Source organism: Microbulbifer sp. CNSA002 (assembly GCF_047324085.1).
Taxonomy (GTDB): Bacteria; Pseudomonadota; Gammaproteobacteria; order Pseudomonadales; family Cellvibrionaceae; genus Microbulbifer.
On the sequence record NZ_CP172449.1, the window covers coordinates 1,875,290 to 1,899,743 of the forward strand.

Consider the following 24,454-nt stretch of genomic DNA (forward strand, 5'->3'; position numbering starts at 1 on the left):
GTAGGTTGGGGTAGCTGCCAATTCCCGCCCTACTGGCAACTTTTGCGGGTAGGTAATCTCGAGAGATTTATGGTTTTAATGCAGTCAGGCTTATCTATTTTGAATTGTAATAGGGGGTTGTTCGTGAGAGAGGGTGTCATCTATTGATAATTAACTAGTGTAGGGACTTGTATTAAGTTAAAAATCGTCTGTGAAATTTCTCATCCTGTTAAAGGTTTGCCTGTTCTCTATTTTAGGAGTCGCTGTAGTTTTTTCGTCCTATTTTTTAATTGATTATTCTTTCTTAAAAAATAATACCCCTTGGCATTATTTTTAAGGAAAAATGGTGCGCTGGTGATCTTCCGAAGTTTGTAAATTTATATCAATAATTGTCAGGAACCGTGCTGTTAAGTAGCGGTCCATAATTCTGTCGCCAACATTACACATCGAATATGTGTAATCAGGATAAGGACCTGGTTCAGCTGGGGAAGGAGGTTGGACGAAATTGAATAACAGGCATAGATATGATTTTACGAAAAACCAAACTAGCATCTGCAATTAAACTACCCGTATTAAATAGCGCCCTGATGGCAATAGCACTGGCCGGTATGAGTTCAAATGCACTTAGCCACGGCTATGTAGAGGCCGCTGATGGTGGTGTTGCATCCGCTCGTGGAACCTTGTGTAAATATGCTCTCGATACAGGAGAGATGAATGTTGACTGCGGTGCTGTTCAATGGGAACCGCAAAGTATTGAAGGGAATGAAGGTTTTCCTGAAAGTGGTCCTGCTGATGGGCAGATAGCCAGTGCAGGAGATAGCTCTTGGTCAGAATTAAATGAGCAATCCTCAGATCGCTGGGTTAAGAATTATATTAGCTCCGGTTGGCAAACTTTTAAATGGCGCTTTACCGCCAATCATGTAACCCGGGACTGGAAATATTACATTACCAAAGAAGGTTGGAATCCAAATGCGGTTTTGACCCGCGACCAATTTGATCTGGATCCATTCTGTGAGGTTGATGGCAACTATGAGCAGCCTGCGGTAAATACGACACACGAGTGTCAGGTGCCGGAGCGTGAAGGCTACCATGTAATTCTTGCTGTGTGGGATGTAGGTGATACGGTTAATGCCTTCTATAACGTTATCGATGTCGAGTTTGATGGTGATAATGTTGTCAATACTGACTGGAGTGTTGGGGGCACTATTAACCCAACTCAAGACCTGAATGTGGGCGATAAAGTTTACACTCGTGTATTTGATAGCTCCGGTGAGAACTCCTCATACTCTACTGTTCTGGAAATTGCCTCAGATGAACAGGGTATCGCTGAAAACTGGTCTCATGATCTGGCTGAGCTGATTAACCAGGAACAGAGCAGCATCCGCGCCGGTGATTATGATGGTAGCAGCAGCTTTGAGCCTCTATATGGCATCAACAGTATCTACTTGTTAGAAGGTAGCAGTTTAGAAAATGTTGAAATTGGATATGAGCTTATTCAAGACCAGGATGATGACTCTACCGATGACGACAATAATTCCGGTGATGATAGTTCGGATAATAGTGGAGATAATGGCGATTCTGGAAATTCCGGCAATTCCAGCTGTGAAGCGTTTGTGCAGCAGTATGGCGGTGATCCAGGTTACTCGATTGGCGACGTAGTTATCTATGACAATGTTGCTTATGAATCTACACATGAGCCAAACTGGTGGTCGCCGAGTGCCGCGCCGCAATTCTGGAATGAAACTACCTGTGATGGCTCCGATAGTGGTTCAGACGATAGCTCTGATAACGGCTCCGATGATAGCTCTGATAGCAATAGTGGAGACGATAGCTCTGCAGTTTCCTGCCCTGAGTTCCAACAGCCTTACGCGGGTGATAACGGTTACCAGGTTGGAGATAGAGTGACCTTCGGCGGCCAAGTTTATGTCTCAACCTATGGACCAAATTGGTGGTCTCCATCTGCTGCTCCGCAGTTTTGGGAAGAGAGCTCCTGTCAGTAACTAGCAAGTTCAATCACCTATCTTTTGGTAGGTGATTGAACTGGGTTCGATCTAAGAGCATGGTATCCTGAAGCCGGAAAGATTTATTAACCTATCTGGTGTATTGCTTCTTGTGATACACCAATCTCGCTCTCTCCTGTTAGATGAACAGGCTTATTTCTCCATTCCTAATCAGCTCTCTGCTCCTGGGTTGAGATAATCAAGCGTTGTTAGTGGATGGCTCCTCGAACAATGACCAATCCCATCTCTGCACTATGTCCGCTTTATTGGGTCAAAAATGGATCAATAGTTAGCTTGCACGCCTAATTTTTCATATCTATATCGGTGATTTCGATCGAAAAATACCGGCTAGTTATGGAGCTAGAAATAGGTATTGGCGGTTGCTTTTTTAGGCTTGGTTATTGAAGTTCTGGATTATGTCGCCTGCCATTCCAAGTAAGATCTAGTTGAGTAGATAGAGTATTTTAGGGGCAATAGTTACTGAAACTGGACGGTAAAATATTTGCCCAGTCTAAGTGCTGATCCAAAAGTCTAACTGTCTACGTAGATAATTGTTAATCCCTTAAGCGGTGTTTACATTGGGTCATAGTGAATGTGCAATGTATTTTATTATTTTACTGCCTCAATAGCGTGAGAGTGGAGGGTGCTTCTATAGGTTCTGCATGTGTGTGATCTCAAGAGTATATTTCTCATAGCACTGTCTGTGATTTGTCATCTGCTGGCAATTTAATTGTTTCGGGTGCTCAGGGTCTTGCGTATGACGACTTTGTTTTTGTTGTGCTGACTATGATTTCCGCGTTTAGATGTTAATTATATATACGTATTTATTAATATTTTTTAGCGTTGGGTTTTTGGTTGGGAATTGGTTGTTTTATTTTTTCTTGTGGTGGAAAATTCCACTGGTTTGAAATTAATGGGCGTGTAAATTTATGAAAACAATTGTCAGGAACCGTGTTGGTGAATCGTGGTCTATAGATTTGTAATAATTATTATATTCGAGGTTTGCCTCGCCAGGTAATACTAACCTGTTTCAAATGGGGAAATTAGACAAGATTGAATAGCAGGTAGAGAGATGAATTTACAAAAATCCAAACTAGCATCGGTAGTCAATCAACCCATTTTTATGTGCTTACTTAAGGCTGGAGTATTGTTCGAGGTTAGATCAAAGACTTTTAGTGGTAGTGATGAAGAGGCTGCCGATGGGTAAATTGTCGGTGCGGGAAACAGCGTCTGATCGCTAATTTTAAAATTATATTCGCTCTGGTTGAAAAACCTTTATCTAGCACTTTTATGCAGGTCCATTGTCCGCAACTTGTTGAGAAATTTGTCTCCCTTAGTAGCAGGAAATGGGAGAGCGAGCCGTATTTAGCTTGGCTCAGCATCTAAAAAATAACTACCTGATAAGAGAACCATTTTGATGTTTGGCCTTCTCTTCATTATCGGCGCCATGTCTATAGGGATGTATGAAATTAATCGATATGAAGCGGTAGGGATCAACATAGGGGGCAGGTTTGTAGTTTGCAAGCAGAGACTTGCGAGAAATATTACTCGGCATGATTTCTACAGCCTGATGCGATTTACGAAAGCATACTTACGGCCACTGATAGATGTACTGATTCAGCGCGCCCTTTAATATCTAAGGACGTAATACAATGAACCATATCTTTTTAAAAACATCAGCCTGCTTTTTAGCAGCCGGCTTATTACTGGCAACGGATGTTGTACAGGCTCAGAAGGCGAAGGGTAAGCAGCCCAAGGGACAAACCAGCGCTTATCTAGGAGAAACCAGCAGATCAACTCTTTCCAAAGGTGTACTTGATCGGCTTGAGCGGACATCGGGGAAGTCTGGTGAGCTTAATAGACCTAGAGATCGTGTTGTATTTTGGTTTAACACGATGCTCGACTCATCGGCTATCGATCATACTCCCGACCCTGATACCGGTGAAGTGGATTTCTACCAGGGGGGGCCTACCCGGTCCAGTCGCGCATTCGCCATCGTACAAACTGCTGTGTTTGACGCTCTGAACGCCTTTGACGGTAAATATCAACCTTATAATGATCTCGGTGTGCTCGACACCAGAGATGCATCCAAAGATGCAGCTATCGCTTACGCCGCTTACGAAACCTTGCGCGCACTCTACCCCGATCAGGCAGAGCGATTGCAGGAATTACTGCAATCCGACCTCGACCAGTCAAGAGATAGTGCCGAAAGGATTGCCAAGGGCCAAGTGATTGGCGAAGCCGCCGCTGCGGCAATGCTCGCGGTGCGAAGCAACGATAAGGCCGACCACTTGGAGCCCGCTTATGGTGAGGGCGGCGCTGTCGCGGATGGGGATGACACCTATCACTCTACATCGGTCAACACGGGTGCTACGGTACCGGGAGAATGGCAGCCTGATCCCGTGGATCCAGTTGGCCACGATTCCGTGGCTCTCGGAGCCTATTGGGGCAGTGTGACACCTTTTTCACTAAGTTCAGGTGATCAATTCCGCAGTCCGATTCCGCCTACAATTACGTCTGAGGAATATGCCGAAGCCTATGAGGAAGTGGCGGCCCTCGGCGGGTCCCCAGCCAATACTATTACCCCATCGACATCCACAGCAGAGACACGATTTATCGGGAATTACTGGGGATATGACGGTGTACCGTTATTGGGCATTCCCCCGAGACTATATAACCTTATCGCCCTGCAGGCAGCACTGGATAACAAAGTCGAGAATGAGCTGGATCTGGCCCGGTATTTTGCTTTGATCAATGTGGGGCTGGCGGATTCTGGTATCGCTGCGTGGGACAGTAAATACTATTACAATTACTGGAGACCGGTTACCGGTATTCGCATCGATGACGACAACCCATCGACCTTGCAGGATGAGCAATGGTTGCCGGTAGGGGTGTCAGTCATCAATACCACCATTGCGATTAGGCCAACACCGCCGTTCCCCTCCTACCCATCGGGTCATGCTACCTTCGGTGCTTCCACCTTCGAGATTATGCGCAGTATGTTTGGAGACCAGCCCTTTACTTTTGTATCGGAAGAATACAATGGGGAAGGCTTCGACCCCTTCACGCCGGATACACCGAGGCCTTTGGTACCTGTCCGTTTTGAATCCTATACCGCCGCTCAACAGGAAAATGGCCTCAGCCGCATTTATAACGGAGTGCACTGGGACTTTGACAATATTGCAGGTCAAGTCATGGGCGAGCAGATCGCGCAGAATTTAATGAACAACGTCGAAGCATTTAGCCTGATTAGTAGATCAAGGACTCGCAGGTAAACTTTTTTTACGCTATGAGCTAAATTCTCGCTCTCCATCAGGTGCCGCTCCGTAAGGGGCGGCCACACCAAAGGTAACTCACCGTATGAATAGCAAACGATATATTGCAGTGGCAGTGTTCGGAATAATCGCTTTTGGGTTTTTAGCTACGCACACACTCATAGAGCCAGTCGAAAACGAGAAGGTCTGGGTAGGTAAACAGGAGTCGGCACCGGATGTTGAAAGCGTTATCCACCCCGCAAAAACACCCGCTTCAGTGGCACTGGCTAGCAATGACATTAAGGCTGCATTCGAGCGGGATACAGTTATCAAGTTGAATAGTATTGTTCGTCGTTCCCTGACTACTATTCGTAAGTACGATGCTGAGATAAAGGCCGTCCGAGCAGAGAGTCTTGCGGCGACTCGAGACGGGGTGGATGAGCAGCAAGTGGCATCTGCGAAGGCGAGTCTCGCCAAGCTGCAGGAGTGGGATCTGGAAGCATCCAGGGCTCTCAAGGATATGAACGCAGCCGTTGAAGAGCTTGAGGCAAGTGGAGAGCACTATAACGCAGCAATTTTAGCGGGCATGGTACGCTTCGTGGAGACTGTGTCCACTGAAATAGGAGAGGAGAACACCAAGCTGACAAGATTGGTGGGGAAGGGGACCGTAGCGGCAAAATTGTGACATACCACTAAGAAAGCATCGGCTTCAAAACTATCGAGATTACACCGAGCAGGAAGGTAATGATATATCGATTGACTTTGGTTTGTGGGAGTCTGCAAACACTAAAATAATGGGAAATTCCGCTTGAGCTGCTTTTGTGTAGCCTTATCCTGATTACTTTATCACTTCACTTTTTTACAACCGATTATCATAGGGGTCATTCCATCAGCTAACTAACTGGTATCTGAACTCTGTGACGTAGCTGTCAGCTAGGTCGGCTGCGGCGATTCAGATAGAACTTTTTTGTTACCTGGGGAGATTTATTTTTCCGCTGGCAATCATCTCTTCAATCTTTTTACTGAGATGCTCGAATGTAAATGGTTTCTGGATGCAATCTAGCACCCCATCAGAAATTACTTCCTGAACTTTACTATCCACACTGTAACCGGTGGAGAGAATAGCCTTCACTTCGGGGTTAATCCGTTTTAGAAAAGCGAACAATTCTTGCCCATCCATGCCGGGCATAATCATGTCCAGCAGGACCAAATCTACTTCATCACTATATTTTCGATAGTAAGTTATTGCTTGCTCTGCTGTCGCAAAGGTAACGACGCTATGGCCGTTCATTTCGAACAGGGCTTTGGAGTAGGTGCGGACAATTGCCTCATCGTCGACAACCATAATGCGCAATTTGCGCTCGCGAGCCAGTTTCTTGGCCTGGTAAGTTCTCTTTTTGATTGGGGGCTTGGAAATTGGCAGGTATAGCTTAAAGCTGCTGCCAATTCCCTCACGGCTCTGACATTGTATAGCGCCCTTATGTAAATGAATGGTGCCGTGCACTGCGGCAAGGCCCAGTCCAGCACCACGTCCACTTTCTTTGGTAGTGAAAAATGGTTCAAAAATACGGCGTCGCACTTCGTCAGACATGCCAGTGCCATTATCGGTAATCGTTATTAAAAGGTACTGGCCTGGCTGAATCTCAAAATCGGCGATAGAAGCCGATTTTTCTATGGTGATATTAGCTGTGACAAAGCTCAGGGAGCCACCAGAGGGCATAGCATCCTTGGCATTGATTCCGATATTTAGCAAAGCGCTCTTGAGTTGAGCAGGGTCGCCCACAATATGTGGACGATTTGCATCTAATTGCTGATCAATCTCGATTCTTCGATCAATAGTGCGGGTTAGCATTGCACAAACATCGCGAATGATTTCGTGGGTATTGCAGCTCTTAAGTTGATAATTTCCCTTGCGGGCAAAAGTGAGTAGCTGTTTGGTCAGCTCTGCGGCATGGCGGGCAGTAGTCAGTATATGGTTGGTATACTCGTTGATTCTGGCATCGGTGGAAATTTGTCGAATAACTTCAGCATAGCCATTGATTCCATGAATCATATTGTTGAAGTCGTGGGCAATACCGCCGGCAAGCTCACCGATAGCTTGCATTTTTTGAGCTTGCCGAAGCTCTTCCTCCAGCAACCGCTGCTTAGTGATATCCGAACCAATACTGAGAATTCCCGCGGGATCTCCCTTCTCATCTGAGATAATTTTATTGGTCCAGGCGATCCATACTCGCTTCCCGCACTTTGTAATGTTTTCATTAATATTGTAACGGTGTTCCTCTGGGAACTGGCAAATACGGTCTATCAATTGCCGCAGGTCACGGCCGCTCGTTTCGCTGGCGGGAACAATCGTACCAATTAAGTGCCTGCCAATAATCTCGGCTTCGGTATAGCCAAATAATTGTTGAGCGTACTCGTTAAAGGATGTGATACGGCCGTGTTGATCGCATCGCATTATGATCGAGTTTGCATGCTCCACCAGCTCCCGGTAGCGCTCCTCACTTTTACGTAAGGCCTCATAGACCTGGGTTGAGTCTCTATCCGAGGTGGTAGCTGTAGATGGTGAAAGGGGAAAAATGGGCATATTACTTTCCTTGATCACCTATTTCTCCTCCTGAGTGCGGCTGCCTGTTTTTCCGCCAGAAATTCCACCATGAAGACGTACAAAAGTATATAGCTGGGGCGGCGTATTTTGACCGTGTAGACATTCTTTGCTGACTGGCTGTTATTTTTAGTTCGTATTGTTATCAAGTGTGCTTTAGTGGTACTGGGGGAACTCTCAGGCTCAGTTATGGCCCCTTGGATTGGGAGATGCATATCTCTAAACAGTCGTTTGTGACAATTTGGATAGTGGCGCTGTCAGCACAAACTGGTAGCATTCACCGCCATATTCAAAACGATTGGATGAATGACTATGCAGCTGCAACCCCGATTTCTCGGGCGCAGTATCGCGGCTCTGTTAAGTGCCTCGCTACTGCTGTCCGCATGCGGTGAGAAGCGTGTTGACAGTGAGCCGAGATCTCTCGACTTCGCTCGTGTGGACGCCTTCCCTTCCACTTATTCTGTAACCCAGTCCCGCCCTGTGTTGATTCAGGGAGCTACCCTGCTAACCGGTACAGGGGAGCAGCAAGAAGATGCGGACCTGTTGTTTGAAAATGGAAAGATCAAGGAGATCGGTAAGGGGTTACTGGCCCCCGAAGGCGCCTTGATTGTCGATGGCAAAGGTAAGTGGGTCACTCCTGGCATTATCGATGTGCATTCTCATCTGGGTGATTATCCAGCTCCGGGGATTGAATCTGCCCAGGATGGCAATGAGATGACCTCGCCAAACACTGCCCAGGTTTGGTCGGAGCACTCTGTCTGGACCCAAGACCCCCAGTTTCCCTTAGCTCTTGCCGGAGGTGTAACAACCCTGCAAATCCTGCCGGGTTCGGCCAACTTGTTTGGCGGCCGCAGTGTCACCCTGAAAAATGTACCCGGCCGCAGTGTTCAGGATATGAAATTCCCCGGCGCTCCCTACGGCTTGAAAATGGCCTGTGGTGAAAACCCCAAGCGGGTTTACGGTGGTAAAGGTAGCTCTCCCTCAACTCGAATGGGTAACGTCGCCGGTTATCGCGATGCTTGGATTAAGGCGAGTGCCTACAAGCAGGAGTGGGAGGATTACGTTGAGAACGGAGGGGATGAGCCCAAGCGCGACCTGCAGATGGAAACTCTGGCGGGCGTACTCAATGGAGATATTCTCGTTCATAACCATTGCTACCGCGGTGAGGAAATGGCGGTAATGATGGACGTTGCCAAGGAGTTTGATTTCAAAATTTCCACTTTCCACCACGCAGTGGAAGCTTACAAGGTTGCTGACCTGCTGGCTGAAAACAATGTTTGTGCGGCAATGTGGGCTGATTGGTGGGGCTTTAAGCATGAGGCCTACGATATGACCGAGGCCAATATCGCCATTGTGGATCAAGCCAAAGCCTGCGCAATGATTCACTCGGACTCCGGTGTTGGTGTACAGCATTTGCACGAGGAGACCGCGAAGGCAATGACTGCAGGCCAGCGTGCAGGCTTCGATATTCAGCCCAAGGATGCAGTGGTTTGGATGACCTTGAACCCCGCCAAGGCTCTGGGTATTGCCGATCAAACTGGCAGCCTTGAGAGCGGCAAGATGGCGGATATCGTTGTTTGGTCCGGCAGCCCCTTCAGTGTTTACACCCATGTAGATCAAGTTTTCATCGATGGGGAATTGATGTTCGATCGCGCGGACAAGAAACGTCAGCCACGCACCGATTTCGAGTTGGGTATTCTCGATGCAGAGGGAGAGCGACTGTGAGAAAAGTAGCTGTTTATTGTGCGCTGGCCCTGGGGTTGATGTCAGCCGCTGGCCAGGCAGAGACCATCCTGATCAAGGGTGGCAAGGTACACACCTTGGCGGGACAGGGCAGCCTGGAGTCCGCAGATATTCTGGTTGTGGATGGCAAGGTCCAGCAGGTAGCCCCCTCACTGGAGGTGAATGCAGATCAGGTAATTGATGCGCGCAACAAGGTGGTGACGCCCGGTGTGATAGCGCCCATTTCTGAACTGGGGTTGGTCGAGATCAGTGCGGCCAGCGCCACCAATGATCACCAGGTGACCGGTGACAGTATCGGTAGTGCCTTCAATCCGCTACCTGCTTACAATCCTAAGTCCACCCTGATCCCATTCAACCGGGCGGGTGGAGTCACCAGTGCTGTTGTTTCACCGGGAATCAGCACTTGGGACAGCGGTGCTATCGATGCTCAGCGGATATTTGCAGGGCGCAGTTTTGCCATCAAGTTGAATGGTGAATTTGATAGCGTCGAAGCAAAGAATGTTGCGCAAAAAGCTTATCTGGGAGAGTCCGGTGGCGAGCTGGCCGGTGGTAGCCGTGCCAACGCTTATGCCAAGGTGGAGAGTGCTCTGCGTGAAGCTCAGGAGTATCGTGATAATCGTGCAGCGATCCACCGTGGAGAATGGCGAGAGCTGGATTACGATCTGGCAGATCTGCAAGCTCTGCAGCCGGTGATCGATGGTAAGGAGCCTTTGATGGTAACTGCCAACCGGGCCAGTGATATCCTCGCAGTATTAGAACTGGGTGAAACCTTTAAGGTGAAGCTCATTATAATCGGTGCAGCTGAGGGCTGGATGGTTGCCGATAAACTGGCGCAAGCACAAGTGCCTGTTGTGATCGATGCAATCAACAACATTCCAGCATCATTCTCAAGTTTGGGCGCACGCCTGGATAATGCTGCACTTCTGGCCAAGGCTGGGGTGACGGTAGCTATCAGTGGCCCAGATATGGTGGCTAGCCACAACGTTTACCTCTCGCGCCAATCGGCGGGCAACGCTGTAGCCCATGGTATGCCTTATGAGGAAGCGCTAAAGGCAATCAGTAGCAATGTTGCTGAGATTTTTAACCTTGAGGGCGGTACGTTGGAGAAGGGCGCGGTTGCGGATATTGTGATCTGGAGCGGTGATCCCCTGGAAGTTACCAGCTACGCTGAGCAGATCCTGATTGAGGGTGAGAATCAATCCCTGGTGAATCGCTCAACGCGCCTCAGAGATCGACACCTCAAGCCCGCAAAGGGCCATGAATTTGGTTACAAGCACTAGTATGCAAAGAGCGGGCTTCTAGCCCGCTTTTCTTTTTCCGCCTATTGATCTGAAAGGTCCATTGGCTTGTACAGGATTTGTGTGGCGGAATACTTGCTTTCGGGGATATATTCCCTGGCCAGATTGATAAGAACAAGGAAAAAACATGGCGAATATCACAGCACTCTACACCGGCCTCTGTGCGCTTCTGATTATTTACTTGGCATTCAGGGTAGTCGAGTTTCGTCGCACAAAGAAAGTGGGAATTGGAACCGGAGATGATCGTTTCAATGAGATTAGGGTGCGAGTTCACGCTAATGCGATTGAGTACACTCCGATAGCGTTGCTTCTGTTGCTGGCTGCAGAGTTGGGCGGTTTGCCTGCACTGTGGTTACACCTCTTCGGGGCGCTCTTTTTTATCTCACGGGTATTTCATGCCTATGGACTGACCAAGGGCAAAGGCGGGCTGCACTTTGGGCGCTTCTGGGGAACTTTAATCAGCTGGGTCGTTATCGTTGTGTTAGCGGTCATTAACATTGCTAATGCCGTAATTAATCTTTGAAGTTTATTGGTGAGGCTCAGTATGAGCCCCACGCAAAAAAGCCCGGTAGAACCGGGCAGAGTACAGGGATGAATCTATAAGCGTTTACTGATTGGCGGCGAGCGGAGTTACGCGATCATCTTCGCTCTCCTGCACCATGTTTTCGTCTTCTTCGAGTAGTACTTCAGGCTTCCCTTTACAGGCTTTAGCCAGGGCATCGCGGCGTTTGGCCAACAGCAGGCCGATCTCTTCGCCCACTTGCTCATCAATGCTGTCGATGTGGCGCTCAATCAGCGACGTGATATTAGCTGCGAGCTCCAGCATCTTATCGTGTTCTTCAGCGTCTTTTTTGTTGTCGAACATTGCTCCGTCTCTATCGCATTTCCAAACAGCTACTACGGCCATCGTGTGCCTCCCAATCGTCTATTAGACTGTCCACTTAGTTTGTATGCCGCTACCCTAACTGTATAAATATTCAGTGTCAACGATGGGGTGAAGAAAGGGCTCTATGCGGTCAAAAGACCAGCAGGTGCGATGATTGGTCCGCCATTAAGCGTGAACACTGTCATAATGTGCATACAGCCAGACGCATTCCCCCCGGGGCGACTGGCTGTCTTCACATCATTTAACAGGCCCGCTTGCGGGCCTGTTTTTTATTTGGGTGTGGTGAAACTGAGGTAGTGAAGGTTTCTGCAGGCCTGTGGCTTTAGATGCTAAGGATCAGCCGGGCAGCCAGTCCTATCAGTAAGATCCCGAAAACCTGTTGGATGCGATGGCCAATATGCTTGCTGACCAGCTGGCGTTTACGGCTGGCGTGAACCGCCAGGGCAACGATGCAGTACCAAATTGCATCCACTCCTGAAACCAGCGCCGCCATGCCCAGCTTGGTGCTCAGGGCTTGCTGTTCTGACACAAACTGGCTGAATAGGGCGGTGAAAAATACAGCGATCTTGGGGTTGAAGAAGGCAACACCAAAACCTTGAGCGATAGAGCGCTTCAGGCTCTGGTGAGGAGGTTGTACGGTTGCAGTACTGGTACCCGGTGCGGGTGCACTGAGGGCTTTCCAGCCCAGGTAGACCAGCATTGCTGCACCGGCCCACTGCAGAATGTTAAATAGAAGAGGAGAGCTAGTAATCAGCACCGCCAGGCCAAATGCGGTAAGAATTGCGTATATAGCGACCCCGGCTCCGTGAGCAATAGCACTGGCCAGGCCTTGCTGTAGGCCTGAGGAGGCGCTGCGTAAGACGATAAGAAGACTCGGTCCCGGAGACATAGCGCCGAGGGCACAGATCCCCGCGAGAGATAACCAACTGAGTAAATCCATTATTTAAAGCCGCCCCCTTGAGCCAGCCATTCTTTTTCTGCTTGAGTGGAAGTGCGACCCAAAGCCGTATTGCGGTGAGGGAAGCGCCCAAATCGCTCAATGACCTCTTGATGGGCAAGGGCGTATCGATAATGAGTGTCGAGATAGGGCGAGGCAATTTTGTCTTCTGCGAAGGTTTGCTGCAACTGTCGAAAGTAGTCTACCGAGTGTTGCTGGGTCACGAGGTCTTCGCTGTGCTCTAGCGGCATGCCCAGGAATACCTGCTGGTAGAGCCCAAGATTCGGGGCCTCTCCGCGCTGAATCAATGATATCGCTATTGCCAGTGCCAGGGAGTCTGTAGCGAATGCCTGGCGGGTGCCCCGGTAAATGTTTCTGGATAATTGGTCACAAACCAGTAGCAAGGCGAGTTCGCCTTCCAAAGTTTGCCGCCAACGGTCCAGCTCTCCACGCAGCGCTGACTCGGCAATAGCTCCAAATCTTGCCTTGATGTCGGCGTCCACTTCCGGAGTAGCGGCAAACCATAAACTCTGCTTCTCTGCAGCAATAGAGTTACCACGAATATCAGTGCCGCCAAACCAAAAAACCAGGACATCATCAGGGGTTGTCATATCGAAGTTCTCATTCCGTGTTGTGTTCCGAGTTTATCCGATCGTTCCAGCCCAGTGATGACCATTAGAAGGTGGTTCCAAGTGTTGGCGTAAAAAAAATTATACACCTGCATCCAACTGGGCTCCCTGAATCGTCATAGTGGCGTACAAGGGAAAATCGGGAGATCACAATGTTTACTGCGAGATCAACTAAAAAGGTACAATTTTGCGTCGCGCTATCTCTGGTAGTTGCGGCTCTGCAAGTGGGTCAGGTTAATGCCTCCGAGCTGACGCTTTCCCAGGATGGGATTCACCGAGAGCTCACCCAGAAAATTGATCAGCAAATACTTAAAAAGCTTGGTGAGTGCACTGATAAGAGTGAGGAAGTTAACCGGCTACCTCCAGTGCGTATTGCTGAGGAAAAAGAGCCCCGAGGAGGAATGGCTTACCCCTACTCCAAGGCTCGAATGATGGTGATGTAGGTCACCCCCCCCCAACGACGGTTTACACCACTGATAACGAAAATGATTAGAGAGTAAGTAATGAGAGCGAGAAATAAACAATCATTCCAGGCAGTCATCTGCTGTTGGGTGGCCATTGCGGCATCCAGCATAAGCATGGGCAGCTGGGCCCAGGAGGAGGACTCATTTGTCCCAGAGCCCCCGCCGCCGCCAGGTGTGGAAGCCTCCGAATCTGAAACCCGCGTCCGTATATTGCGTGAAGATGGTGTTCTCACGATCAAATCCGAAGGCGAGAATGGTGAGAAAAGTGAAGTTCGGGTTGACTTGGGGCAGGACTTTGGCGGCCCCCTAAGTCAGGAAATTATTGAACGGCTGAAAAGCAAGGGCATTCTGGATGTAGACGGCAAGGTAACTGAAGATACCCTGAATAGCGTACCGGACAATGTCAGAATCAGGTTATCGGAGAGTCGTGATTACCGTGGTAGGCACTGGGATCACCATGATTCACACCATTCAGGAAGTGACGACTCATCGGTAATCCCAGTTGTAGCACTGCTCTGTATATTTGGTATGCCGGTATTTATTGTCTGGTTGGTAACGCGCAGCAGCTATCGCAAGAAACAACTGGTTATGAGCAATATCAACCAGATGGTTGCTGATGGTCGGGATGTGCCCCCGGAGCTAATTGATCTTTTAGATGAGAGAGAGCCAAATAGCTCCAGTGATCGCGGTATCACTCTGATTGCAATAGGCGCTGCAGTATTCATCTCCCTCTCAGCTCTTGCAGGTATTGGAGTAGGCAGTCTTGGCTTGATCCCTCTGTTTATCGGTGTGGCTCGCTATGTGAACTGGAAGCTTGATAACAAGCAGGTGTAGGAAAGGCGAGTATGGACCTCAATGACGAGGAATTAATCAGGCGGGCCGTCAAAGACGGGGACCAGCGGGCATACGCCCAGCTGGTTCGTCGCTATCAATCTCAGCTGCGATACTCGCTCCGACAGCTGTGTGATGGTGACCAGGGTCTGGCAGACGATATGGCGCAGGAGGCCTTTATTAAGGCCTATAAGGCGTTGCCGGCGTTCAGGGGGGATGCCCGCTTCAGCACCTGGCTGTACCGTATCGCCTATAATCTCGTCATGAGCCACAAGCGTAAGAATATGCCCGATGTGGATCAAGAGGCAGTGGATAGGGCTCAGGCCGATGAGACTATTGAAGAATCCCGGCAGTTAGGGATGGCTAGGGACCTCACTGCCGCGATGGATACCCTGAGTGGCCCGCAACGGCAAGCAATCCATCTGTGTATGCACAGGGGCTTTTCTCACGAGGAGGCGGCAAGTATTATGAAATTGCCGCTTGGTACGGTAAAATCCCATGTCAACCGTGCTCGGGCCAAGCTGCGTAGCTTGTTACAGCCCTGGCGTGAGGAGGTGGTAAATGGTTAACTTTGAACAGCGCAACACGAAAGGTAACGCCTTGAGTGAAATGGCTTTAGAGGGCAACGACCGGGAGTTTGACGCCTGGCTAAGTGAACAGCTCCAGTTCAATGAGCCCCATTTGGATAATGATGGTTTTTGTGACCGCGTGATGGCCGCGCTCCCTGCGCAGCCTAAACGCTCAAAGCGTCGCTCCAGTTACTCTCAGTACATCGCGGTAGCAGCTGCATTAGGGATCATTGCCTGGCAGTTCCCTTTCAGTGAGGTAGTTGCCGAGATGGCCAAGCAATCCATTAGCTTGTATAGCTTGGTAGGTGTTGGACTTTTATCTTCTTTAGCGGTAATGACCGGTGGCATTTTCGCCGCACGCCGCTAGCGAGAGCCTGCCTTTATAGAAGCCCGCGCCTAAATCATGATAGGGCGGGCAGCTTCCTTTTTTACTTTGCAAGCTTTCCTTAAAGTTTTAGTGGGCTCGCTTCATATTAAGAGTGTGTCTGGCCTTCGAGTAGATTTTGTCAGCCTTTGCAGCGAGCGTGCTCTTCAGCCTGGTTGCACATCTCTTTCAGTATGGTTTTCCCCGCCTCTTCATAGCCATTGTTCAGCAGGTATTCTGCTGTCTCAACTGTGGCAGCGATCCCGCTCGAAACTTCTTTGATGGTATATGCGATATGGAGTTTTAATTCGCTAGCTGCGTTTTCAGAGTCGGAAATGGCATGGTGGGCCATCAAGCGTTGCAGGGTATTGGTGGGAATAACTACTTTGAAGCCAAATTTATCTGATAAATTACGGTAGTGATTTGTCAGTCCATCAAACCCACTTACTTTAAGTTCGTAAGTAGGTTCCCACCCTGTAAAGGTGTGTTGAAGGGCAAATTGCATAGAGTGATGTTTAGTCGTTCTGTGGGATTGCTCTGGGAATTTTTGGAAGGTAAAGGTTGCGCCTGGTACATTTGCGAGAGTTTGGCTCAATTCGTCAAATGGGACTTGCATATGATTCCCCTCGTTAGCGATGGTCACGGTCAGCGGGGAAAGCTCTTTGAGTTGTTTAGGTGCTAAATTGGAAACTCGCCCGGTTATATATTTATCCTCTAATGACGGGCTAAAAGCAAAGTACTGTGAAAATGGTGCTTTGTCGTTTAGCCAGTAGTCCAGTACGAAGCGGCCAGAGTTGGAGTGCCCAGACAAAATACTAAAATCTGCAGTTCGATAGTTTTTATTGACATAGGGCACAACTTCGTTCGCTAGGAACTGAGAAAATACTGTCGATTTACCTTGATCCGGGCGCAACTCCTTACCCATTCCCTCTACACCAATCACGATAAAATTGGGCACTTGGCCTTCAAGTAAATCGATAGTAGACAAAGTAGAAAGCATGTCCCACTGAGCATGTAATACGTAGAGCACAGGATATTCTTTGTCATTATCCTTATATTGTTCGGGAAGTTTCACCAAGATGGTTCGGTTTTCACTAAGGAAATCTGATTTGATTTCCGTCTTTTGTGCGAGAATAAAATCTGAAGCATTTGCTATCAGCGAACAAACACTTATCAAGGCTAAAAATAGAATTCTCATTTTCCACTCTCCTTGTTGGTATTATTTTAGGGTGTAACACTAAAGTTCGGGTTAAATTAACCAGCTAAAACTGGCTGAAGAAAGCTGCTTTTGCCTACTTGTCAGGTATTTTCAGTAGAGGGTACTCGTGTCGACGTGCGCCGATATTTGTGCCGGAAGAAGTTAACAATTTATTGTTATATGACTTAAATCTATTTATTGACCCTTTAGATGTCAAGTGCCTTGACTAGGAGATATGCCTTGTTGAGCGAGGGTAAGTCGATGAAGTAGGGCCTGCAGACTTAAAGCTTAGGGCAGGCTGAAGTCAGTCTGCCCTAAGTTTAACAAAATAGTAAATGCTACTTAGTTTCTATATTCTTCAGAAATTGATCGATCACTGCATTGAATTCATCGGGCCTCTCCCAAAACATCATATGCTTTCCCATATAAGCGGTAGTGGCGGAAGGGGTATTAGCTTTGATCCATTTGTCAGCCACTTCCTTAGCTTCATTTCGTACCACATATAGCATGGGAATCTTCCCTTCAAGGCCGATAAGGTCTTTGCTGTAATCGAGGTAAAAACCAGTAGCGTTGGTAATTGCGGCGACGCTGCTAGAGGTTTGATTGGCGATATTAGACACCCAGGCAATATTTTCTGCAGTGGGATTTTCAAGCATCCATTTGACGAACTCTGCAATCACATTTTCGCGATCCTCAATAATCCCCTCAGTGAATGAGCGCGAGTATCCGTCTGAATCATCATTTAGATACCAGACCCACTCGTCCCGGCTGGCCCCAGAAATCTCCGGGCCAGTGTCGATCATAATCATGGCTTTTATCTTGTCAGTGCCGAACTGGTTGAGATAGGCCAGTTGCTCGGTCACTCCATAGGACCAACCCGCGAGAATCACGCTATCAAGCCCCAGCTTGTCAATCAGTGCAGCTAAGTCTCGAGCGTGTTGCTGATAAGTATGGCCCTCAACAGGCTTGGATGACATGCCCTGGCCGCGGGGATCATAAGCTAGTGCGCGATACTGGGTGGAGTCCTTGAAATGGGCAAGTTGATGCTCGAAAACCTTTGTAGACATCATCCAGCCGGGAATAAATATGATTGTCGTATCGCCATTACCCGCTTGTTCGTAGTGGATAGTGAGAGTGTTGTCGATCTTGATTCTCTCTGCTGCCACATAAGTAGAAAAAATAGACAGGATGCTAAATAAAATTACCAGATGAAGAGTCTTCATGATGCAAATTAACCCAATAAAATTTCTATAACGATATTAGAGGAAGTTCGTAGGCGAAGGAGCTTCGGCTACCAATATTCGCTTATGCCCACATTGTACCGTGGAATTACTCCTATTAGTTGTTGCTGCAATATTGCCGGCCATATAAATTGCACAAACGTCCGTTTTATAGGGTTGATTGCTTAAAGCCAAAGCAGGTGGGAGCTTACGGTAGTTGGTTATGATTTTTCCCATTTGGGTTGGTATAAAAATCTATATTGAGTGTGATTGCCCGGTATTTATCCAGAATTATCATAGTGAAAAATAAAGGAATAAGTGACAGTGCTGAGAAGTGTAGTGCAATGAATTTGGTCTCCTCTTGTATGGGCGTGGAGGAAAATATAATTACTTCGATAATAAGTAAGAAAACAAATAAAAAACACTTATTGAAATCTGATATTGAGTCAAATATTTTGGGACCCAATATCCAATGCTTCCAGGATTTGTGCGCAATAGCATCTAGTAAGTAATAGAGACCGCAGGTAAAGCTAACCAATGTTGTAAGCAGTAGTTCAAATACCCAGGCGGGAGGCTTGCCTGGAGCGGGAGGCCAAGCATTCGTAACTCCAAATTCTGTAAAAGAGAGGATGGCAAAGAGACCGGTCGCCAGCAGTACAACCGGAAATCGAAATATTAAAATTACCATACAGATTGCAGCAAAGGCCTCGAATAGTCTCTGGGTTGGCATAAAGATCTCGGCGTGATCCGCTACCCAAGCCAAGGCTCCCCGATACCAATACGGTGTATTCCCGTATTCGACATAGGAGTTAATGAGACCTCGGTACCCTTCTACAGTAAACCAATTTAATAGCCCATCCTCAAAAACCTGAAAGACTAACATTACCCCGATGGTGAAGGTAAAAAGATCAATCCAGCGCCCTACTATCGGAGTTGAATCCTGTTTGGGGGGAGTATTTCGATACTTGTCTAAATACTTTGAAGCTATTGATAATATGGCAATGGTAATGCTGGATAGGGCGCTTACAGTGAATACGTAATCGCCACCATTGCGTGACATAGTAAAGACCCCAAATAAGAGAGCAGATGCTACAACAATCGCACAACCCCAGGTTAATAGGCTTACTCTCGGTGCTATCACCGCGCCTAAAAGCCGAGAACGAAAATTGTATTGAGAGTCTTTATGGAGCTTGTAAATGCTAACTGCCAAGATTAAGGCAAATAACGCAGGTGACAAAAACTCGAAGTACCAGCTGTTTTCTCCCATGTAAGTCAACCCCCACAGCAAGATAAAGCCGAAAAACATGAGTGTCGCGCCCAAAACAATAAAAACACGCAATATCAAGAGGGTCCCAGCAAGCAATAGTGCCAGGTGGAGTGTATAGGTCACAAAAGCTGAGTAGGGGATAAGGTAGCTGACCAGTGATTTGACAAGTGAAGGTGTGCCCTTAGTCTGTACAAGCTGATGTAATAAACTTGCGAAGACATCCGGTGCCATTTGCCCATTAAAAAAGCGCATGATAACTAACTGAATACAGGCTGCGCCTAAGAGGAGGCTGATAATGGCTAGCCAAGTAGTTTGAGATGTGGCGCTTCTTGCTTGCTCAGTACTTAAGTGTAGGCTGGATATAAGCATGTATCTTATCCGAGGCCCTTTAAGATTGATTGCCTTATTAGTGATTATGGCAAATTTGGTAAATAACTTACAAATTTTCGCCGTGTTGATGCTGTTGTAACTACAAGGCTGGCTACAGCCAACCTTGTAATCGATGAGTTGATAAGAAAGTTCCAAAGCGACATTTGATGACAGCTTTAATTATGAGTTTCTCCACTCTGCAGCCAGGTCAATTGCTTGCTGTAAGATAGGCCATTCCAAAAGACTTTGCTGGTATTTGGTAGCTTTCTCGCTTAATGAGATATTATAAGCATATAGTCTATAAGCGAGTATTGCGTAAAATGCGTCTACAGCCCCAGCAGAACCGAACATGAAGGGCAGTTTTGCTTTCGAGAAAATATCTTCAATCCTTTTTAACTCAGCCTGAATTCCAGGGTTCATATCCGGAGAGGAGTTGCTTTTATCTAAAGTGAAAGGGCAGTTGCTTCTTAAGGCGATGAAACCGGAGTGAAGCTCAGCACATAGGCTTCTTGATTGTGCTCGCTCAATACTTGATGAAGGGTACAAGATACCTTTGGAGAGCTCATTAAAATACTCAGCGATTGCCAGTGAATCATGAATGTAAGTATCTTCAAGCAACAATACAGGTACAAGTCCAGCTTGGGAATATTTAAGTACCTCGTTTTTGTAGTTAGGGCTGGAGAGGTCTATGGCTTTGATCTCAATGTCGAGGCCTGCGATTTGGGCGCATATCCAGACTCTTAAGGACCAGGTGGAATCAGTGCCTGTGATTAATTTCAAAATATGTACTCCTTTTTGGTGTTGCTGGAGAAAGTGGCAGGGTATTCAAGAGTATCTGAGAAGCTATATGTTGCCTCCCCTCGAGATATTTAGAAAAGAGTATACAGAATCTAGTGTTTAAACATTATGCTGAGACTTTCATGCTGACTGAAAATTTAAGGGTGAATTTAGAGGTAGCATTAGTTAGTCAGATAGCTTCTTCAGTAGTTCAATAATGTTAGGTTTTTCATCTGTTTTTCTCATAAAATACCGGGGGTATACCTTGTTTAAGTCTGGACCTCTCAGCAGAAAAACAAACTCTTCGCCTAATGATGACCCTTGGATATTACCGAGTTGATAGTGCCACATTTCCCAAAGTTCTACGTAAAATTCCGGGGGGACATGATCAAGGTTGCTTTTAATTACACCATTTGACATTAATTTAACATGGAGCCTAATCTTATTCCCTGATAAAGGACTGGTTCTCCCATCTGGATTAAAGGTGATTTCTCCGCTTGAGGTGATCATATCTACCTTTTGAACCAGAACATGTAAAACGTGATCGGTGCTTTCTAGAAGCTGTTCCAGTGTTGCAGGCTCTATAGATGTTCCATTTGCACAGCTAGAAAATAGTAGAAAGAAAATCAGCTTTTTCATGAGTATTATCTATTTTTGTAGGTTATACCAGGCGCAACATTGATTGCCTAGGGTGGAGCTTTTTAATAGCTGTTTTCGTCAGTATTTTTAGTATTTCTGTCTGGTTTCGATGGTTTTTCTATTCTAGTCAGAATATGGAGAGTCAATTCACAGGCCGCTACTTACTTGTGCCTTATTACTCAGCGGTAGTTCAATAATGGCCAATCACACCATTGTTTACAAGGAGGTATCTCTATATTTTGGTGTTAAATCCTTTTTGAATCGAATTTCGGTGTTTGCTAAATTTTAGCTGGCCCACTAGTTGTTAATAGGATCTTACTATGTGTCCGTATGGGTTGATAATTATGCTGGCTTATTCTGTTTAAGGATCTGAGGTGTGGTTTTATAAAATTAATTTTCAGAAATGTTTATTTTAATATATTTAAAGGTGGGCGACTTCCTTTAATGCGGCTGCTATTTTCCACAAGATGTGGGCGTCTATAGGAGGAGGGAGTGAGAAACTGCTGCGGACCTGAACAATCAAGCCCGCTTGCTCCAGTGAATCACTCAAATGGTTTCAAACGTTTTGTAAGGTGCTTGCGGATATCTTTCATCGACTTTTCCGCAGTCTTGTGCCCCGCATTTATCGCAATTAGAAAGATTATGTCATGCTTGGGCATGATACGCACATCAGTAAACCAATATCCATTACTGCCAGTATGTGCAAGAAGTGATAACTCAGAGTCGTACACTGCGCCCCACCCGAGAGCATAATTGCCTGTCACCGGTGAATGTAACTTGCGATAGGTTTCAGTCTTTAGCAATTTACCGCGACCATGTACGCCATTGAGCTGATCTTCTACAAAAAGAGTCCAATCCTGGAGTGATATATTGATAGTTCCTGCGGGACCCATTACTTGAGGGTTATCACTATTTTTGTCGGCAGGGTCTAGCGGGATGAGCTTGCCCAGCCAGGATTTTTTGTGGCCACGGGGTTGATCTAATGTGGTCGAAGAGCCGGGAGCTGAAAAACCTGCATTCTTGATACCAAGTGGAGCAAAGATCTGCTCCTTGATGAGATCTTCCCAGGTCTTGTCTGTTCGAGCTTCGGCGATAGCCCCAGCAATGATAAAGCCGAGATTGGAATATTCAGCTGAGCCAGCCTCGGAGCTGGGAGGTACAGTGAGGTAATGGCGTGCGACTGCCATGCGTTGCGCTCGAATACTGTGTTCCGGCTCGATTACTTTCATTAATGTAGGAAGCTCATACCAGCTGGATAAAGGGGGTAGGCCGGCAGTGTGACTGAGCAATTGCGTGATCGTAATATTACGGTAAGCGGGGTCTATATCTTTTGCAAAAGAGGGAAATGAGTCAGCTAGTGTATCCTCAAATTGTAATATGCCCTGCTCGACTAAGCGCGCTACCATTGTTGCTGTAATCGCTTTGGTGTTAGAACCTATGTGCCAGCGGTCATTGATAGTTACTATTTCATTATGGCCCTGTGCGCGAACTCCGTCTACCGCCATGGCAGCGATGTCGCCATCGATTTGAACTAGTACACCGACTGCTGGAAGGTTGTTGCTATCTCGGGCATTAGTAAGTATTTGTTCGAGAAACTCTTGTAACGAATCGTCGGCATGTGCGATAAAGGGTGACGTTAGAAGTGTGACTGCCAGGAGAATCCTTGGTAGAGTTTTATTAAATCCTATATGCATTTTAATAAGCCCGAATGAATATTTAAAGCAAGTGCTGGATCTGTGTTTATACAGATATTTTATGTCGATTGGTATACTCTGAGGCTTCGATGTAATGAAGGGTTTTGGTACATTGTTGCCAAGTGGTTGTTTTAAATATTGTTCATAATTATTTTCAGATAAGTGCTAGAGAAAGGTGTTTTGTGAGGTCTTTCTGCTCGAAGAATTATAGATTATAACAGCCACCAGATCATCGTATTGATCTGAACATCCTTTGTTCAATTTCAAGTTAACTTTGATATCCCTTAGTAATGATATTTCCTTTCTTTAGGGCGTTGACTGGAATATATGCTAACGGCATTTTCTCAATAGTCTTTCTTTTGGAATTTGATTCTTTAGTGTATGCGACCTAGAAAGGTTATATTTATAATCTATTAGAAATGGTGTCATTGTGAGAGAGGCCCGTCAGCAATTCGTGTAGGTGGTGATTGCTGACGGAAAATGAAAATTTGAATTATGGCTGAGTTTATCATCTGGGATCAGATGCATGTTAAACATTACAAAAGCAAGAGCTTTTGGGATTTCTAGATAGCAAGATTTCGAGCTCTAAAAATTCTGTCGCGAGGAACAAACTGAATGTGTAGGTCTCGAGAAACATTCGGTGCACTGATATGGGAATAATCTCCGGTAGCTGTAAATTTATACATTTGTAAGTTTCGTCCGGCAATATACCTTCCCAATCCCCAGTAACCCTGATAGTTAATGGCTTGATCATCGGGGATTTGGTTTGATAGAGTGCTTATAGTACGAGCAACACGTCGGCCTCCAATCATGTTTCTTCCCATTCTTAACCCTGTGACATGCGCAGAACCTATAGGGATTATTCCGCCTGGGCGTCCGCCTATATTAAAGTGGTGAATAATTCTTCTTGCTATTCCCTTTTGACGTTTTTCTGAAGATTTCCACTCTCCATTTCCTCTCCATGAATCCACACAGGCTATATCCCAACTTTTCCGAGAAGCTATATTGATTAGTAGCGCTGATGTTTCAGTGTCAGTTACGCCACCCGCGAAATAGTCTTTTATCCTATTGGGGTAAGCGGAGAGAGTTCCTGCAGCTTTTATTTCATGCGGTGCTTCGACGAACAATGAGTGAGGCTGATCGCTATTGTCAGCTATCGCTTCAGCTGCAAAGGAGAAACCGTGAGGTACATCATTATGCGGCTCTTGGACAATCACTAGCCCTCCGGCTTGCAATGTGGCGCGAACACGAGCCTTTGCGTCTTGCAGGGTTATATTGTTTACTGGCATTTTATATCTCCATCTTACTATAGGACGACTGGTTTAGCGTCGAATGTGCTCGGTGTATTTCTCGTCGAGTAGAACCTTTTTATTTGGCTTGGACACAACTGCAAAAGCAGGAGTTATCATATTTCAGTTTTTGTAATGCATGTATTGCTAATCAAGTTACTCTTCATGAAAGTTAGGTTCAAGAAATAAATGCAACACCTTTCCAAATTTTGTCTTAGTTTGTGAGTTATTTCTTTCGGGGGTGTTTATTGCCCAGGGGTTTGTGTCCTTTGTGAGGTAGGTTCCCTTTTAATGTCCTGTAGTGTAGTTTTTATTAATATTGGCAATCTTGGAGATGGTCGTATCGAGTATGATTTCTAGGATAGATTTTTTGGTCTTTTAAGTCGGTTCTTCTGTGATGGATATTTTGGGCTAATTGTGTTTTTTCTGGTTTTCTATTGGTTAT

21 protein-coding genes are annotated in these 24,454 nt (G+C 46.6%); 10 read left to right on the top strand and 11 right to left on the bottom strand.

Features of this window, described 5'->3' with window-relative positions; translation table 11 throughout:
• Positions 1-503 precede the first annotated feature (503 nt).
• The 3 genes from ACG1BZ_RS08405 to ACG1BZ_RS08415 all read left to right on the top strand — a co-directional run bounded on the left by ACG1BZ_RS08405 (position 504) and on the right by ACG1BZ_RS08415 (position 5,918).
• Positions 504-1,979: a lytic polysaccharide monooxygenase gene (locus ACG1BZ_RS08405; RefSeq protein ID WP_413665201.1), complete on the top strand. Its 1,476-nt coding sequence runs from the start codon at positions 504-506 to the stop codon at positions 1,977-1,979.
• Positions 1,980-3,631: 1,652 nt separating this feature from the next.
• Positions 3,632-5,254 carry a vanadium-dependent haloperoxidase gene (locus tag ACG1BZ_RS08410; RefSeq protein WP_413665202.1) on the top strand — a complete coding sequence of 541 codons (1,623 nt, stop codon included), beginning with the start codon at positions 3,632-3,634 and terminating at the stop codon, positions 5,252-5,254.
• 85 nt (positions 5,255-5,339) lie between these two features.
• Positions 5,340-5,918 carry a hypothetical protein gene (locus tag ACG1BZ_RS08415; RefSeq protein WP_413665203.1) on the top strand — a complete coding sequence of 193 codons (579 nt, stop codon included), beginning with the start codon at positions 5,340-5,342 and terminating at the stop codon, positions 5,916-5,918.
• 285 nt (positions 5,919-6,203) lie between these two features.
• Here ACG1BZ_RS08415 and ACG1BZ_RS08420 read toward each other — a convergent pair whose 3' ends face one another.
• Positions 6,204-7,835: a PAS domain S-box protein gene (locus ACG1BZ_RS08420; RefSeq protein WP_413665204.1), complete on the bottom strand. Its 1,632-nt coding sequence runs from the start codon at positions 7,833-7,835 to the stop codon at positions 6,204-6,206.
• 312 nt (positions 7,836-8,147) lie between these two features.
• Here ACG1BZ_RS08420 and ACG1BZ_RS08425 point away from each other — a divergent pair, with 312 nt between their 5' ends.
• The 3 genes from ACG1BZ_RS08425 (at position 8,148) to ACG1BZ_RS08435 (ending at position 11,399) form a co-directional block, all read left to right on the top strand.
• Positions 8,148-9,560 (top strand): amidohydrolase, encoded by a 1,413-nt coding sequence (locus ACG1BZ_RS08425; protein ID WP_413665205.1) that lies wholly within the window; start codon positions 8,148-8,150, stop codon positions 9,558-9,560.
• On the top strand, positions 9,557-10,858 hold the full coding sequence (locus ACG1BZ_RS08430; protein ID WP_413665206.1) for an amidohydrolase family protein: 1,302 nt from the start codon (positions 9,557-9,559) through the stop codon (positions 10,856-10,858). The genes ACG1BZ_RS08425 and ACG1BZ_RS08430 overlap by 4 nt, the downstream gene beginning before the upstream one ends.
• A 145-nt stretch (positions 10,859-11,003) precedes the next feature.
• Positions 11,004-11,399, top strand: a complete 396-nt coding sequence (locus ACG1BZ_RS08435; RefSeq protein WP_413665207.1) for an MAPEG family protein — start codon at positions 11,004-11,006, stop codon at positions 11,397-11,399.
• Positions 11,400-11,483: 84 nt separating this feature from the next.
• Here the strand turns inward: ACG1BZ_RS08435 and ACG1BZ_RS08440 are convergent, their stop codons facing one another.
• From ACG1BZ_RS08440 to ACG1BZ_RS08450, 3 genes are all read right to left on the bottom strand, one after another.
• Positions 11,484-11,783: a YebG family protein gene (locus ACG1BZ_RS08440; protein WP_108732704.1), complete on the bottom strand. Its 300-nt coding sequence runs from the start codon at positions 11,781-11,783 to the stop codon at positions 11,484-11,486.
• Positions 11,784-12,084: 301 nt separating this feature from the next.
• Positions 12,085-12,702, bottom strand: coding sequence for a LysE family translocator (locus ACG1BZ_RS08445; RefSeq protein WP_282933387.1), 618 nt, complete (start codon positions 12,700-12,702; stop codon positions 12,085-12,087).
• Positions 12,702-13,310 (bottom strand): DUF924 family protein, encoded by a 609-nt coding sequence (locus ACG1BZ_RS08450; protein WP_413665208.1) that lies wholly within the window; start codon positions 13,308-13,310, stop codon positions 12,702-12,704. Before ACG1BZ_RS08450 ends, ACG1BZ_RS08445 begins: the two co-directional genes overlap by 1 nt.
• 170 nt (positions 13,311-13,480) lie before the next feature.
• Between ACG1BZ_RS08450 and ACG1BZ_RS08455 the strand changes: the two genes are divergently transcribed.
• The 4 genes from ACG1BZ_RS08455 to ACG1BZ_RS08470 are packed head-to-tail and all read left to right on the top strand — an operon-like array spanning position 13,481 to position 15,559.
• Complete coding sequence (locus ACG1BZ_RS08455) at positions 13,481-13,771, top strand: hypothetical protein (protein ID WP_413665209.1); 291 nt, start codon at positions 13,481-13,483, stop codon at positions 13,769-13,771.
• Positions 13,772-13,831: 60 nt separating this feature from the next.
• Positions 13,832-14,626 carry a DUF6249 domain-containing protein gene (locus ACG1BZ_RS08460; protein ID WP_413665210.1) on the top strand — a complete coding sequence of 265 codons (795 nt, stop codon included), beginning with the start codon at positions 13,832-13,834 and terminating at the stop codon, positions 14,624-14,626.
• A gap of 11 nt (positions 14,627-14,637) precedes the next feature.
• The gene (locus ACG1BZ_RS08465; protein WP_413665211.1) at positions 14,638-15,192 is read left to right on the top strand and encodes an RNA polymerase sigma factor; all 555 of its coding nucleotides are present in this window, start codon (positions 14,638-14,640) and stop codon (positions 15,190-15,192) included.
• Positions 15,185-15,559, top strand: a complete 375-nt coding sequence (locus tag ACG1BZ_RS08470; protein ID WP_282933382.1) for a hypothetical protein — start codon at positions 15,185-15,187, stop codon at positions 15,557-15,559. The genes ACG1BZ_RS08465 and ACG1BZ_RS08470 overlap by 8 nt, the downstream gene beginning before the upstream one ends.
• Before the next feature lie 139 nt (positions 15,560-15,698).
• On the opposite strand, the gene ACG1BZ_RS08475 is transcribed toward ACG1BZ_RS08470, so the two are convergent.
• The 7 genes from ACG1BZ_RS08475 to ACG1BZ_RS08505 all read right to left on the bottom strand — a co-directional run bounded on the left by ACG1BZ_RS08475 (position 15,699) and on the right by ACG1BZ_RS08505 (position 24,009).
• On the bottom strand, positions 15,699-16,754 hold the full coding sequence (locus ACG1BZ_RS08475; RefSeq protein WP_413665212.1) for an alpha/beta hydrolase: 1,056 nt from the start codon (positions 16,752-16,754) through the stop codon (positions 15,699-15,701).
• A gap of 338 nt (positions 16,755-17,092) precedes the next feature.
• A complete protein-coding gene (locus tag ACG1BZ_RS08480; protein WP_413665213.1) occupies positions 17,093-17,977 on the bottom strand; it encodes an alpha/beta fold hydrolase in 885 nt (294 codons plus the stop codon).
• Positions 17,978-18,182: 205 nt separating this feature from the next.
• Positions 18,183-19,610 (bottom strand): hypothetical protein, encoded by a 1,428-nt coding sequence (locus tag ACG1BZ_RS08485; protein WP_413665214.1) that lies wholly within the window; start codon positions 19,608-19,610, stop codon positions 18,183-18,185.
• A gap of 180 nt (positions 19,611-19,790) precedes the next feature.
• Entirely contained in the window at positions 19,791-20,390 is a 600-nt protein-coding gene (locus tag ACG1BZ_RS08490; protein ID WP_413665215.1) for a glutathione S-transferase N-terminal domain-containing protein, read from the bottom strand.
• 183 nt (positions 20,391-20,573) lie between these two features.
• Positions 20,574-21,026: a hypothetical protein gene (locus tag ACG1BZ_RS08495; protein WP_413665216.1), complete on the bottom strand. Its 453-nt coding sequence runs from the start codon at positions 21,024-21,026 to the stop codon at positions 20,574-20,576.
• A gap of 542 nt (positions 21,027-21,568) precedes the next feature.
• Positions 21,569-22,720 (bottom strand): serine hydrolase domain-containing protein, encoded by a 1,152-nt coding sequence (locus ACG1BZ_RS08500; protein WP_413665217.1) that lies wholly within the window; start codon positions 22,718-22,720, stop codon positions 21,569-21,571.
• A 563-nt stretch (positions 22,721-23,283) separates the two neighbouring features.
• Positions 23,284-24,009: a hypothetical protein gene (locus ACG1BZ_RS08505; RefSeq protein WP_413665218.1), complete on the bottom strand. Its 726-nt coding sequence runs from the start codon at positions 24,007-24,009 to the stop codon at positions 23,284-23,286.
• Between the last annotated feature and the right edge of the window lie 445 nt (positions 24,010-24,454).